The following is a 12,416-nucleotide window of genomic DNA, read 5'->3' as shown; positions in this document are numbered from 1 at the left end:
GGTGAACAGAATCAGCAAGTTCGCCTGGAGGTTTCCCAGCTTATCGAGGAGCTGCGCTTTAAGGATCCTGAACATCACATCCATGTTGTTTGGTACTGCCTCCACCACGAACTGAAGCGGTTGGAGGAAGTTGAACGCAAATGGCTAAAGGAGTTGGAACTCAAAGACGTTCCCGTCATCTTGGTCTTAACCCAATGCTTGGAATATCCCAATCCTGAAGAGAGCGAGTTTTTCCGGTATTTGCAGCATCAAAATTTGCCTGTCCGCTACATTGTTCCCGTTTTGGCCCGCAACAAGGCGATTAACCGGCAAATTACCATTCCTGCCCACGGGCTGGAGCACCTAATTGGCTGCACGCTAGAGCTTTTGCCGGAAGTGGCTCGCCTTGCCTTTATCCGCCAGCAATTGCTGCGGGTGGATCTCAAGGCCGAGGCTGCCTTTAAGTACGTATCAGGCTATGTGGCCAGTGCAGCGTTTATCGGGGCAGTGCCCCTTCCCTTTGCAGATGCCCCTCTGTTGGTTACAGCCCAAGCAGGCATGATTGCCAATATCAGCTTTATTTTTGGCTTCGAGGCTTCCCCTTCTTTTTACTACTCTTTGATAGCCGCTTTGGCAGGCACTACAATTACAACAGCAATCGGGCGAACGATTGTGTCCAACTTGCTGAAGATGATTCCCGGCCCGGGGATTGTAGGCAGCGCTATCCAATCCACTACGGCAGCCACCCTCACTCTCTCTCTGGGCCTGGCCTATATCGAGCTGATGAAGGCCATCGCCCGCGCCAAAATCCAAGGGATCCAGCTATCTCCAGAAGAGATGAAAGATATCTTTATACGCGAGTACCAAAGTTATGTTGCCTCGGGATCCAAAACTCTGAAAGATGACTTTTCATCCTAGCTTTTGCGTAGGTACTGAATCTAGGGCAGGGGAAGGTCGTGGGGTCTCAAACCCAAAGGTGCCATCGACCAGGTAGAGGGGGCGGCCTTTCACTTCTTCAAAAACGCGGCCTAAATACTCGCCAATCACGCCCAAGCTGATCAGCTGGATCCCGCCCAAAAACAAGATCATCACCGCTAAAGAGGCATAGCCAGGTACATCGGAGCCAAAGAGCAAGGTGCGGATGATGAGAAAAAGGCCATACAAAAAGGCTGGAACCGAGATCGCCAACCCTATGTAGCTCCACACCCGCAACGGCCAAGAGCTAAAAGAGGTGATGCCTTCTATGGCTAGGTTCCACAGCCGCCAGTAGTTCCACTGGGTTTTGCCGCGAAAGCGGGGGGCGCGATCGTAAAAAATGGCCGTTTGCCGGTAGCCCACCCAGGCAAAGATCCCTTTCATAAAGCGGGTGCGCTCTCGCAGCTGTTTAACTGCCTCCACCACCTGCCGATCCAGCAGTCGAAAATCCCCCGTATTGCGCGGGATCCGCACCTGGCTGAGTTGATCAATCAACCAATAGAAGCCGTTGGCTGTAAAGCGTTTTAGCCAGCTCTCCCCGCGGCGGCTGCGGCGCACCGCATAAACCACCTGATAGCCCTGCCGCCACTGCTGCAGCATCTCCGGGATCAGCTCCGGCGGATCTTGCAAGTCGGCATCGATGGGAACAACAGCTCGACCAGAGGCGTGATCGAGGCCGGCAGTAAGGGCGATCTCCTTGCCATAGCAACGGGAAAGGTTCACCACTTTGATACGGGGATCCCGACGATGGAAGGCAATGAGCTTTTCCAGCGTGTTGTCTTGGCTGCCATCGTTGACGCAGATAATCTCGTAGGGGATCCCCAGCGGCTCCAAGGTAAGTTGCAGGCGTTCGAACAGGTGTTCCAGGTTGTCCGCCTCATTTTTGCAGGGGACAACAACCGATAATTCAACCAACTCAACCGGGGGCTCAGACAACATCGAGAGGTGTCAGAATCGGGATCCCGTAGTTGGCCATCATTGTGCCATCAGGGGGTGGCCGACATCTCCGCCACAATCGAGCGCAGCTCGTCTTCCGAGATGCGGTAGACCTCGTTGCAGAATTGGCAAACCGCTTCTGCCCCCTTGTCGGTGTGGATCATATCGAGCAATTCGTCCCGCCCCAGCATGCGCAGGGCCCCCTTCACCCGGTCGGAATTGCACTTGCAGTAGAAGCGGATGGTGCGCATTTCCGGCGCAATTTTCAGATCCAAGTCGCCCAGGCAGATTTGCAACAGCTCCCGCAAGCCGCCGCCGCAAGCCAACATCGGGCTAAATTCTTCCACTTTGGCCAAACGGGCTTCCATCTCTGGGATCAGACTGGCCGGCGCCCCTGGCATCAGCTGCAACAACACTCCGCCGGCGGCGCGTACCCGCTGTGAGTCGAGATTTACTCCCAGAAGGACTGCCGAGGGAATCTGCTCTGAGGAGGAGAGGTAGTAGGTGATGTCGTCTCCCACCTCTCCCGAAACCAGCTCCACCGCGCTGGTGTAAGGCTGGCCATACCCCAGATCCCGCAGCACATGGAGGTAGCCATAGCGCCCAACGGCTTGGCCCACATCCAACTTGCTCTCGGCAGTGAGAGGAAGCTCAATGGCGGGGTTGCTCACATACCCGCGTACCGTGCCATCCAAGCCGGCATCCACCCAGATGTTGCCCAAGGGGCCATTCCCTTTCAGTTGCAGGTTAATCCGCGCCTGGCGTCGCTTCAAGTTGGCCGCCAGCAACAGGGCTGCGCTCATGGCCCGCCCCAAGGCCACTGTCGCCACATAGGAGAGCTTGTGCCGCTCCCTTGCCTCTTGTACCGCCTGGGTGGCCACCAAGCCCACCACTCGGATTTTGCCTTCTGCCGCCGTGGCCCGGATGAGGTGATCCGGCAGAGATGAGGGCGTACCCTCAGAAATACCTTTCGCTCGCTTCAATCGTTCTGACCCAGAGGCATCCGTCATCGCAACCTCAACGCATGTCTTAAACCAAGCCTGCAGGGATCCCCTGGCGACTCAGCCTTCATTCTAAGTGAGTCTAAGTGAGATTGTAGCCCCTCTCTTGCCGGACTTTGGGGAGGGAACTGCCCTGTCGGGGCGGGAATGGGACTGTCCCTTTTCTGGGAGAGATTTTAAGAAGTGTGAAGATCTGAGATGGCAGACGGCAAGCATATCGGAAAATAACTTGCGGGTATGCTCGTCATACTCTTTAAAAAATCGACTTGAGGATGGATATCCATGAGTGTTGTTACGAAATCGATTGTGAACGCGGACGCGGAGGCCCGCTACCTCAGCCCGGGGGAACTGGATCGGATCAAGTCCTTTGTTGCCTCGGGTGAGAAGCGGTTGCGCATTGCTCAAGTCTTAACCGAGTCTCGTGAGCGCATCGTCAAACAAGCTGCCGACCAGCTCTTCCAGAAGCGCCCTGACATTGTCTCTCCGGGGGGCAATGCCTACGGGGAAGAGATGACGGCGACTTGCCTGCGGGATATGGACTACTACCTGCGCCTGATCACCTATGGTGTCATTGCCGGCGATGTCACCCCAATCGAAGAGATCGGCCTGGTGGGTGTTCGCGAGATGTACAACTCTTTGGGCACACCCATTCCGGCGGTGGCCGAGAGCATTCGTCAAATGAAGCAGGTGGCCATGGGTCTGCTCTCTCCTGACGATGCGGCTGAAGCCGGCTACTACTTCGACTTTGTGGTGGGGGCAATGAGCTAATCCCTCATTGTTTTTGCCGCACAACCCTTTGCTGTTCGTCGATTTGGATTTAGGAAGCTCATCATGCAAGACGCAATTACTGCTGTAATCAACAGCTACGATGTTCAAGGCAAGTATCTGGACAGCTCGGCCATGGAGAAGTTGAAAGCCTTCTTCGCCACAGGCGAGCTGCGGGTGCGGGCGGCTGCCACCATCGCGGCCAATGCCTCCACCATCGTCAAGGATGCTGCTGCCAAGGCGTTGCTGTACTCTGATCTCACCCGTCCTGGCGGCAACATGTACACCACCCGTCGCTATGCTGCCTGCATCCGCGACATGGACTACTACCTGCGCTACGCCACCTACGCCATGCTGGCCGGGGATCCCTCCATTCTGGACGAGCGGGTGCTGAACGGGCTCAAGGAGACCTACAATTCCCTGGGAGTGCCCATTGGGGCAACCATCCAGGCCATCCAAGCCATGAAAGAGGTAACTGCCGCTCTGGTGGGTGCTGAGGCCGGCAAGGAAATGGGGGTGTACTTCGATTACATCTGCTCTGGCCTGAGCTAACTCCCGGCGTCATTGCCTCAGGGGAGGTGCATTCTTCAACGAGCACGGCGGGCGATTTGCCACAGGGATCTGGTGTGCTAGCTGAAGTACGCGAGCTTTCTGGGGTGAGTCGCCTGTTTTGCTGGTCAAGATAGCCCATTTTGTTGTTGAGCGGGGATCCCATATCATGCGCATGTTCAAGATCACGGCCTGTGTGCCCAGCCAAACCCGAATTCGCACCCAGCGGGAGCTGCAAAATACCTACTTCACCAAGCTGGTGCCCTATGAGAACTGGTTTCGGGAACAGCAGCGCATCCAGAAATCGGGTGGCCGCATCCTGAAGGTGGAGCTGGCCACGGGTAAGCCTGGGATGGACGTAGGACTGCTGTAGTTCCCCTATTCGTTCGTTGCTTTCCCTCGGATACTGAGAAATAGCCCTCTGCAGATCCGGTATGCCCAGCTCTGGAAGCTCTGTTCTTGGGGTTGGGGTAGCGGATCTGGCCGTTTTGTAGGGGTGGGGGTAGATGTTGCCTGATGTGCCGACCCGGTTGGAGCCAATCATCGCTGCCCACAACCTGAGCAAGGTTTACCCGGTGGCCGTCAAGGATCCCGGAGTGGTTGGCACCCTGCGCCACTTTTTTCGCCGCACCTATCGCCACATCCCGGCAGTGCAGTCCGTGAGCTTTCAAGTTCAGCCGGGGGAGATGGTGGGATTTTTGGGGCCCAACGGGGCGGGCAAGACCACTACCCTCAAGATGTTGACTGGTTTGATCTATCCGTCCGGCGGCACGGTGCAAGTGGTGGGTCATGTGCCTTACCGCCGGGAGCCGGCGTTTTTGCGGCAGATCACCCTGGTGATGGGGCAGAAGCAGCAGCTCATTTGGGATCTGCCGGCGATGGACTCTCTGCGCATCAACGCTGCCGTTTACGAGATCCCTGAGAAGGAGTTTCGGGAGCGGGTGGGGGAGCTGGCGGAGCTGCTCGACCTAGAAAGCAAGCTGAAGCAACCAGTGCGCAAGCTTTCCTTGGGGGAGCGGATGAAGGCGGAGCTGTTGGCGGCTCTGTTGCACCGCCCGCAGATTTTGTTTTTGGACGAGCCCACCTTGGGGTTGGATGTCAACGCCCAGGCCGGCGTGCGGCAATTTCTGCGGGATTACAACCGCCGCTATGGAGCAACGGTGCTGTTGACCAGCCATTACATGGCCGATATTACTGCGCTGTGCCAACGGGTGCTGGTCATCAACGCGGGGCAGCTCATGTACGATGGCGACCTCGAGGCATTGCTGGAGCGCTTTGCCCCCTACCGAGAGGTGAGGTTGAAATTGGCTCGCCCTTGCCCTGTTGCCCAACTGCAGCTCTATGGAGAGGTGCGCACGGACGGGGATCCGGGCAGCTGTGAGGCGCGGCTGTGGGTGCAGCGGGAGCAGCTCACCCAAACGGTGGCCAAGCTCTTGGCAGAGCTGGATGTGCTGGATCTAACGGTAACCGACCCGCCCATCGAGGAAGTGATCGGGCGGGTGTTTGCGGATGGGATCCCTTCGGCCAGCCCATAGGGTCATTTGCAACAGGGTTAGGTTGAGCGTGGGCTCCCTTCTTCCCCAAGAGGAGAGGGGCTGGGGGTGAGGGTCAGCAGCGAAGGATCCCAGCTTTGTTGGAAACGACTGGGATTCCCTAACCCTTCCCTCAGATCTTCTGGGCAGCAGCCTCGCGCTGGTCAGCCGTCGAGCGTGCCGCGTGCAGCGCAGAGTAGAGCTTGTTGAGGGCATTCATGTAGGCTTGGGCCGAAGCGACGATGATGTCGGTGTTGGCGGCATGGCCGGAAAAGATGCGGTCTTCGTGGCGCAGGCGGATGGTGACTTCCCCAATGGCGTCGATGCCGGCAGTAACCGATTGGACAGAAAACTCGATTAACTTGTTGGGGATATTGACAATGCGGTTGATGGCCTTGTACACCGCATCCACCGGGCCTGTGCCCACGGCAGCGTCCACCCGCTCTTCCCCTTCCGGGGTTACCAGGCGCACCGTGGCAGTGGGAGCCTCTCGATTGCCACACACCACTTGGACATGCTCCAGGCGGTAGAGTTCGGGCACCGGGCGAGTTTCGTCGTTAACAATCGCTTCCAGATCCAGGTCGGAGATTTCTTTTTTCTTGTCAGCCAGCTCTTTGAAGCGCAAGAAGGCCTTGTTCAGATCCTGCTCCGACAGCTCGAACCCCAGTTCTTTGAGGCGGGTGCGAAAGGCGTTGCGGCCCGAGTGCTTGCCCAACACCAAGGTGCTCGATTGCAGGCCGATGGTCTGGGCATCCATGATCTCATAGGTCTGGCGGTTCTTCAACATGCCGTCCTGGTGGATGCCGGATTCGTGGGCAAAGGCGTTGGAGCCGACGATAGCCTTGTTGGGCTGCACCAACATGCCAGTGAGGTTGGAGACGAGGCGCGAGGTGCGATAGATCTCCTGAGTTTTGATGTGGGTGAGGGGCTTCTCGGAGTCCACCGGCAGGCCGAAGTAGGGGTTGAAGTAGCTGCGCCGCACATGCAGGGCCATCACCAACTCTTCCAGGGCTGTGTTGCCGGCCCGCTCACCAATGCCGTTGACCGTCACTTCCACCTGACGGGCGCCCTGCTTAATCGCTTCCAAGAAGTTGGCCACCGAGACGCCCAGATCGTCGTGGCCGTGCACAGAAAGGATCGCTTGCTTGATGTTGGGCACGTTCTCGCGGATGCCCTTGATCAGTTGGCCGAACTCCTCCGGCATGACGTAGCCGACGGTATCGGGGATGTTGATGGTTTTGGCCCCCGCCCGAATGGCCGCCTCAATCACCTGGTATAGGAACTCGGGATCGGAGCGGGTGGCGTCCATCATGGAGAACTCCACATCCTCCACGAAGGACTTGGCGTAGGCCACCATCTCCTCGGCAATTTGCAGCACCTCGGCGCGGGTTTTGCGCAACTGATACTTCAGGTGAATGTCGGAGGTGGAGATGAAGGTGTGGATGCGGGGCTTGGCAGCAGGCTTCAGGGCGGCGGCGGCGGCCTCAATGTCCGGCTTTAGGGCACGGGCCAGGCTGCAAATCACAGGGCCATCGGGGGTTCCCACCTGCTCGGCCACCTTCTGCACGGCCTCAAAGTCACCAGGGCTGGCATAGGCAAATCCCGCTTCGATAATATCGACGCCCAGCCGGGCCAACTGCCGGGCAATGGCCAGCTTTTCTTCGGTGTTGAGGGTGGCGCCGGGGCACTGCTCCCCGTCTCGCAGGGTGGTGTCGAAAATGAGTACATGATCCAAAGCTTGGCCATCAAACCCGGCGACCGCGGCAGCATCCATAACGGTTACTGGGATAACGAAACACTACCTCATTATTCTGACATTAACTGGGACATTAACTGGCAGGGGTTCTAGCCTTGTTTGGGGAAGATTTGGGTGGGCTCTGTTGAGACGTCATTGGGCTTGGGTCTTGCAACCTTTCCCCTGGGATCCCCAGCGGCGGCAGGAGATGGGGGAAGGCAGATCCCGAAGGCGCAGGCGAGCAGTTGTTCATACTCTTTTTCATCCCTGAGAGGGCGTTCCCGGCGGCCTTCTGGGGTGGTCTCGATCCACTTAAAAGAGCCATTGGCGCGGGCGGTGAGGGTGACCCGTCCGGTCGGAGTGGCCAGGGTGCAAAGGCGGAGCCGAGTAAACATCGATTCTGGCGAAGTTTGGTGAAAGTGGCACATGGGCTCGAACTCCTGCAGGGAGCGTGGGATCCGATCCAGAAGAAATAGAGTTTTCCAGGTGCGATCCGGCTGTTCCTGCTGAACGAGCCAATACCGACGAGCGGTGGGATCCCCTGGCCAAGGGGTGAGGCGGTAGCGTCCTTCAGCCTGGGCCTGAACCCCAGGATCCCCCAGCCGCAGCGGTTCGCGAAAGGCCTCCCCATACCCCACATCTGCCAGCCAGGCTTCATCGCCGATGTTCACCTGCACAGCCAAGTGGTCGCACTCAGGTCCAAAGCGGACGTCGGACTCCGTCGGAGTAGCGCGAACGGCGCGGCTCACCTGTCCTGAGAGTAGGTGTACCGAAAACCCCATCCCCTGCAGGGCAGCGGCCAGCAGGCTGTTCAGCTCGAAGCAAAACCCACCCCGCCGCTCTCGGACGATTTTTTGGAACAAGAAATCCCGCTCCAGGCGAATGGCACGACCCCGATGAATGTCCAGATTTTCAAACGGCACCCGCAGCAGGTGGGCTCGGTGGATCTGGCGGAGGGTTTGCAGGGTGGGCTGGGTGGAGCCAACGTAGCCGATCCGATCCAAGTAGGCCCTGATTTGGGAGGGGGTCAGTGGCTCTAGCATCAGCACAGAAGCCGGTTGGCTGCCAAGCAAGCTTTTGGCCTACCCTAGCCTTGCCACGAATCCCCGGCCAGAGCCAGAAGAACAGTTCACTGGAATCTGAAAGACGGCATCTTTTCCCCGGAGCCGATTTTTCTGTGGCTGTAGGGATCCCTGATGGCCAGGATATGGGCAGAGGATTCTGGTGGACAAACCGGCCAAAGATTGCCCAAGATTGTCCACAAGATCGTTCAAAGCAGGTGGGAGCGCTACCGATGGCTGCTGCCCAAAATTTGCCCTCCGATGAGCTTTTTCCCATCACGCTGAAGCTCTTTGCCGTCTATCAAGAAGTAATCGGACAAACCGAGATGCGCCTGCAGGTGAGCCCTGGTACCACCGTCGGGCAGCTGTGCGATCAACTGATCCAGCGCTACCCCAGCTTAGCTCCTTGGCGCTCCCAAACCCGTTTCGGTCTCAACCTCAATTTTGTAGCTGCCGACACTCCCCTATCGGCGGGAGACGAAGTCGTTCTGATCCCTCCGGTCAGCGGGGGCTGAAAAGGAGCAAAAGGAGAATGCTACGATAGCGGCAAGAAAAAAAGAAGGCGAAGCGTTACATGGCAGAATACACTCGGTCGATTTCCTTTTATGGGCGGGAAATTGACATCAATATTGGGCTGATGGCCCCCCAGGCAGGGTGTGGGGTTTGGCTGACTTCGGGCGAAACCTCGATTTTGGTTACCGCCACACGGCAGCCAGGCCGGCCTGGCGTTGATTTTATGCCCTTGTTGGTCGATTACGAAGAGCGCCTCTACGCAGCGGGGCGGATCCCAGGGGGATATCTGCGGCGAGAAGGCCGGCCACCGGAACGGGCCACTTTGATCTCTCGCTTAATAGACCGACCCATTCGTCCGTTGTTCCCAGAATGGCTGCGGGATGATGTGCAGGTGGTGGCCACCACCCTCTCTGTAGATGATACGGTGCCGCCCGATGTGTTGTGTATTTTGGGAGCCTCGTTGGCCATTCACGGCGCTCGCATCCCCTTCAATGGCCCCGTGGCGGCGGTGCGGGTGGGCTTGGTCAAGGATGAATTTATCCTCAACCCCACTTATGCCGAAATTGAGGCGGGCGATCTGGATTTGGTGGTGGCCGGCTGTGCCGATGGCGTGATCATGGTGGAAGCCGGGGCCAACCAACTGCCGGAAAAGGATGTGGTGGAGGCCATCGAGTTTGGTTTTGAGGCCATCCAGGAGCTGCTCAAAGCCCAACAGCAAGTCCTGGCGGATCTCAACATCACCCCGGTAGAGCTGCCCCCTCCCCCCAAAAACGAGGAGCTGATTGCCTTTGTAGAAGAGCAGGCTCAGGAGGGCATTCGCTCCATTCTCAGGCAGTTTTTGGACAAGACCAGCCGGGAACAACAACTGGAGGAGCTCAGGGCCAAGCTGGAGGCCCAAATCCAGGAACGGCCAGAGGGGGATCCCTTGCGGCTCTATCTTCTGGAAAATCCCAAGGAGTTGGACAACCAGTTCAAGGCTCTGCTCAAGAAGCTGATGCGCCAGCAGATCCTGCAAGAGGGGGTGCGGGTGGATGGGCGCAAGCTGGACGAGGTGCGACCGGTCTCTTGCCGGGTGGGTTTGATCCCAAGGGTGCACGGCAGTGCCTTGTTCAATCGCGGCCTCACCCAAGTCCTTTCCATCACTACCCTCGGCACCCCCGGCGATGCCCAGGAGCTGGACGACTTGCACCCGGTGGATGAGAAGCGCTACATGCACCACTACAATTTTCCGGGCTTTTCAGTGGGAGAAACGCGGCCTTCACGCTCCCCGGGGCGGCGGGAGATTGGTCATGGGGCGCTGGCGGAGCGGGCCTTGGTGCCGGTGCTGCCCAAGGAAGAGGAGTTTCCCTATGTGGTGAGGGTGGTCTCGGAAGTGCTCTCCTCCAACGGCTCCACCTCGATGGGATCCGTCTGTGGCTCTACCCTTTCTCTGATGGATGCCGGGGTGCCGATCAAAGCGCCGGTCAGCGGGGTGGCCATGGGCCTTATTAAGGAGGGGGATGAGGTGCGCATCCTCACCGACATCCAGGGGATCGAGGACTTTCTGGGCGACATGGACTTCAAGGTGGCCGGTACGCGGGCGGGGATCACCGCTCTGCAAATGGACATGAAAATCACCGGCATCACCGTTGACGTGGTGGAACAGGCCATCCGGCAAGCCAAGGCCGGACGCGAGTTCATCCTCGACAAGATGCTGGAGACCATTGCCGCCCCTCGACCCCAGTTGGCCAAAACGGCTCCCCGTCTGCTCACGTTCAAGGTGGATCCGGAGGACATCGGCAAGATCATCGGCCCCGGTGGCAAGACCGTGCGCGGCATCACCGAAGCGACAGGGGCCAAGGTGGACATCAGCGACGACGGCACAATCACCGTGTCTTCCTCGGTGGGCGGCCAGGCGGAGGCGGCGCGGGCGATGATCGAAAATCTGGTGCGGCGGGTGGAAGAGGGGCAGGTGTATTTGGGCAAGGTGACCCGCATCATCCCCATCGGCGCTTTTGTGGAGTTTTTGCCCGGCAAAGAGGGCATGATCCACATTTCGCAACTGGCGGAGTACCGCGTCGGCAGGGTGGAAGATGAGGTGGCTGTGGAGGATGAGGTGGTGGTCAAGGTGCGCAGCATCGATCACAAAGGCCGCATCAACCTCACTCGCCTCGGCATTAGCCCTGAGGAAGCAGCGCGGGTGCGCAACCATCACCACTGAGGCTGCGGTTTTCCCCCAGCAACGGGGGGGCCAGGGATCCCCTCGACAGCCGCCGGCAGCGGCCAAAATGGCAGAGAAAACTCCATCGCGACAGCGGTGCGGAGCGCTTTTTAGCTGGCTCGCGTCTGCACTGCCGTTCGTGTGGTCGCGTCAGCGGTGCAAAGCCCTTTGCAATATGCCGGATCCCGTCCCTCCCTTTCTCGTTGGCCAAGGCTATACTTCTCCGGCTCGACTGTCCCCCTCCCGGCGGCGGCTGGGCTGGGCGTTGGCTTGGGGCTTGGGTTGGGCTGCTCTGCTTAACCTTTCTGCTCAGCATCCTTTGTTGGTGCGGATGGAGAGCGACGCCCAGGAGTGGCTGTACGCTTGGCGTGGCCCTCAGCAGCCTTCTCCCGAGGTGGTGATCGTCGGCATTGATGGTCGTATAGGACTCGATCGCGACAGCGGTGCGGAGCACGTTCCCGCTAACGGGAACAGCGGACAGGGGGAAAGCAATGGCCGCACCAGTGGTGCAGAGCACCTTGGCCAAAAGGTTGACTTTCTTCTGGAACGGGCCAACTACGCCGGCCTGACCTTGCGTCTATTGGAAGAAGCCAAGGCCAGGGTGGTGGTGCTGAACCTGCCCAGCAGCTTTGTGGTGCCGCAAAACCTGGGCAACGAGAACTTAGATGCCCCTCTACGTCAGGTGGTACAGCGCTACCCAGATCGCTTGGTCTTGGCCACCCGCAGCAGCGAGAGCTTTGGCCGCTCCGAGATTAACATCTACAACCATTTTCTGCCCTTCTCTTCTCTGCGGCTGGAGTACCTGGTGCCGCCAGAGCATGTGCAGGGGGTGGTGCAATATCGGGTGGATAGGGCCGGGATCCTGCGCCAGGCCCAGTTGCGGGGGCTCTACCTGCGCCGCGACAGCCAAGAGGAGCAGATGTTCGCCTCGGTCGAGGCTCTGGCTTTTGCCAAATACGACCCGGAGCGGGCCAGCCGCTGGTTTCGCGAGCGGGGGTTGCAGCCGATCCAATTCAACCCCCTCGGATCCCAGCACGGGATCCCCATCATCCCCATCGAACGGGTTTGCCCTCCAGCTGTTCTCCAGGCAGGATCCGGGTCTGTTGCCCCGATGATCAACCCCAGCCAAGCCTGCCGCGGCCAAGAAGGGATCCCTCCCCTCGATCCCGA

General features: G+C 58.8%; 12 protein-coding genes. 8 read left to right on the top strand and 4 right to left on the bottom strand.

Translation table 11 applies throughout. The features are described from left to right. Positions 1-897, top strand: an 897-nt coding sequence (locus tag NW820_RS03720; RefSeq protein WP_414406714.1) for a YcjF family protein, incomplete at its 5' end; no start/stop codon positions are given. Here the strand turns inward: NW820_RS03720 and NW820_RS03715 are convergent. Both NW820_RS03715 and hslO read right to left on the bottom strand, forming a co-directional pair. Further along, positions 889-1,869, bottom strand: a complete 981-nt coding sequence (locus tag NW820_RS03715) for a glycosyltransferase family 2 protein (RefSeq protein ID WP_414328984.1) — start codon at positions 1,867-1,869, stop codon at positions 889-891. The two genes, NW820_RS03720 and NW820_RS03715, sit on opposite strands and share 9 nt — an antisense overlap. 71 nt (positions 1,870-1,940) lie before the next feature. Continuing rightward, positions 1,941-2,831 carry an Hsp33 family molecular chaperone HslO gene (gene hslO / locus NW820_RS03710; RefSeq protein WP_414406715.1) on the bottom strand — a complete coding sequence of 297 codons (891 nt, stop codon included), beginning with the start codon at positions 2,829-2,831 and terminating at the stop codon, positions 1,941-1,943. A 342-nt stretch (positions 2,832-3,173) separates the two neighbouring features. Between hslO and NW820_RS03705 the strand changes: the two genes are divergently transcribed. The 4 genes from NW820_RS03705 to NW820_RS03690 all read left to right on the top strand — a co-directional run bounded on the left by NW820_RS03705 (position 3,174) and on the right by NW820_RS03690 (position 5,740). Continuing rightward, on the top strand, positions 3,174-3,659 hold the full coding sequence (locus NW820_RS03705) for an allophycocyanin (RefSeq protein WP_414331342.1): 486 nt from the start codon (positions 3,174-3,176) through the stop codon (positions 3,657-3,659). A 63-nt stretch (positions 3,660-3,722) separates the two neighbouring features. Further along, complete coding sequence (gene apcB, locus NW820_RS03700; protein WP_011433054.1) at positions 3,723-4,208, top strand: allophycocyanin subunit beta; 486 nt, start codon at positions 3,723-3,725, stop codon at positions 4,206-4,208. A 166-nt stretch (positions 4,209-4,374) separates the two neighbouring features. After that, entirely contained in the window at positions 4,375-4,578 is a 204-nt protein-coding gene (locus NW820_RS03695) for a phycobilisome linker polypeptide (protein ID WP_011433055.1), read from the top strand. Between the two features lie 133 nt (positions 4,579-4,711). After that, positions 4,712-5,740 carry an ATP-binding cassette domain-containing protein gene (locus tag NW820_RS03690; protein WP_011433056.1) on the top strand — a complete coding sequence of 343 codons (1,029 nt, stop codon included), beginning with the start codon at positions 4,712-4,714 and terminating at the stop codon, positions 5,738-5,740. Positions 5,741-5,870: 130 nt separating this feature from the next. Here the strand turns inward: NW820_RS03690 and NW820_RS03685 are convergent, their stop codons facing one another. After that, complete coding sequence (locus NW820_RS03685) at positions 5,871-7,511, bottom strand: 2-isopropylmalate synthase (protein WP_414349687.1); 1,641 nt, start codon at positions 7,509-7,511, stop codon at positions 5,871-5,873. A gap of 71 nt (positions 7,512-7,582) precedes the next feature. Next, positions 7,583-8,515 (bottom strand): arylamine N-acetyltransferase family protein, encoded by a 933-nt coding sequence (locus tag NW820_RS03680; RefSeq protein ID WP_414406713.1) that lies wholly within the window; start codon positions 8,513-8,515, stop codon positions 7,583-7,585. A gap of 251 nt (positions 8,516-8,766) precedes the next feature. On the opposite strand from NW820_RS03680, the gene NW820_RS03675 reads away from it, so the two are divergent. The 3 genes from NW820_RS03675 to NW820_RS03665 all read left to right on the top strand — a co-directional run. Then, positions 8,767-9,048: a MoaD/ThiS family protein gene (locus tag NW820_RS03675; RefSeq protein WP_414357275.1), complete on the top strand. Its 282-nt coding sequence runs from the start codon at positions 8,767-8,769 to the stop codon at positions 9,046-9,048. A 59-nt stretch (positions 9,049-9,107) separates the two neighbouring features. Beyond that, a complete protein-coding gene (locus tag NW820_RS03670) occupies positions 9,108-11,246 on the top strand; it encodes a polyribonucleotide nucleotidyltransferase (RefSeq protein ID WP_414406712.1) in 2,139 nt (712 codons plus the stop codon). A 175-nt stretch (positions 11,247-11,421) separates the two neighbouring features. Next, the coding region (locus NW820_RS03665; protein ID WP_414406711.1) for a CHASE2 domain-containing protein at positions 11,422-12,416 on the top strand (995 nt) is incomplete at its 3' end.

The organism is Synechococcus sp. R55.7 (assembly GCF_047461955.1).
Taxonomy (GTDB): Bacteria; Cyanobacteriota; Cyanobacteriia; order Thermostichales; family Thermostichaceae; genus Thermostichus.
Note: the sequence above shows the minus strand (reverse complement) of the source record. Positions and strands in the feature narration are given on the sequence as shown.

Excerpts from the sequence above, each read along its gene's own strand:
- NW820_RS03680 (WP_414406713.1), bottom strand. The coding sequence starts at position 8,515 with ATGCTAGAGCCACTGACCCCCTCCCAAATCAGGGCCTACTTGGATCGG.
- NW820_RS03670 (WP_414406712.1), top strand. The coding sequence starts at position 9,108 with ATGGCAGAATACACTCGGTCGATTTCCTTTTATGGGCGGGAAATTGAC.
- apcB (WP_011433054.1), top strand. The coding sequence starts at position 3,723 with ATGCAAGACGCAATTACTGCTGTAATCAACAGCTACGATGTTCAAGGC.
- NW820_RS03675 (WP_414357275.1), top strand. The coding sequence starts at position 8,767 with ATGGCTGCTGCCCAAAATTTGCCCTCCGATGAGCTTTTTCCCATCACG.
- NW820_RS03685 (WP_414349687.1), bottom strand. The coding sequence starts at position 7,511 with ATGGATGCTGCCGCGGTCGCCGGGTTTGATGGCCAAGCTTTGGATCAT.
- NW820_RS03690 (WP_011433056.1), top strand. The coding sequence starts at position 4,712 with ATGTTGCCTGATGTGCCGACCCGGTTGGAGCCAATCATCGCTGCCCAC.
- NW820_RS03695 (WP_011433055.1), top strand. The coding sequence starts at position 4,375 with ATGCGCATGTTCAAGATCACGGCCTGTGTGCCCAGCCAAACCCGAATT.
- NW820_RS03705 (WP_414331342.1), top strand. The coding sequence starts at position 3,174 with ATGAGTGTTGTTACGAAATCGATTGTGAACGCGGACGCGGAGGCCCGC.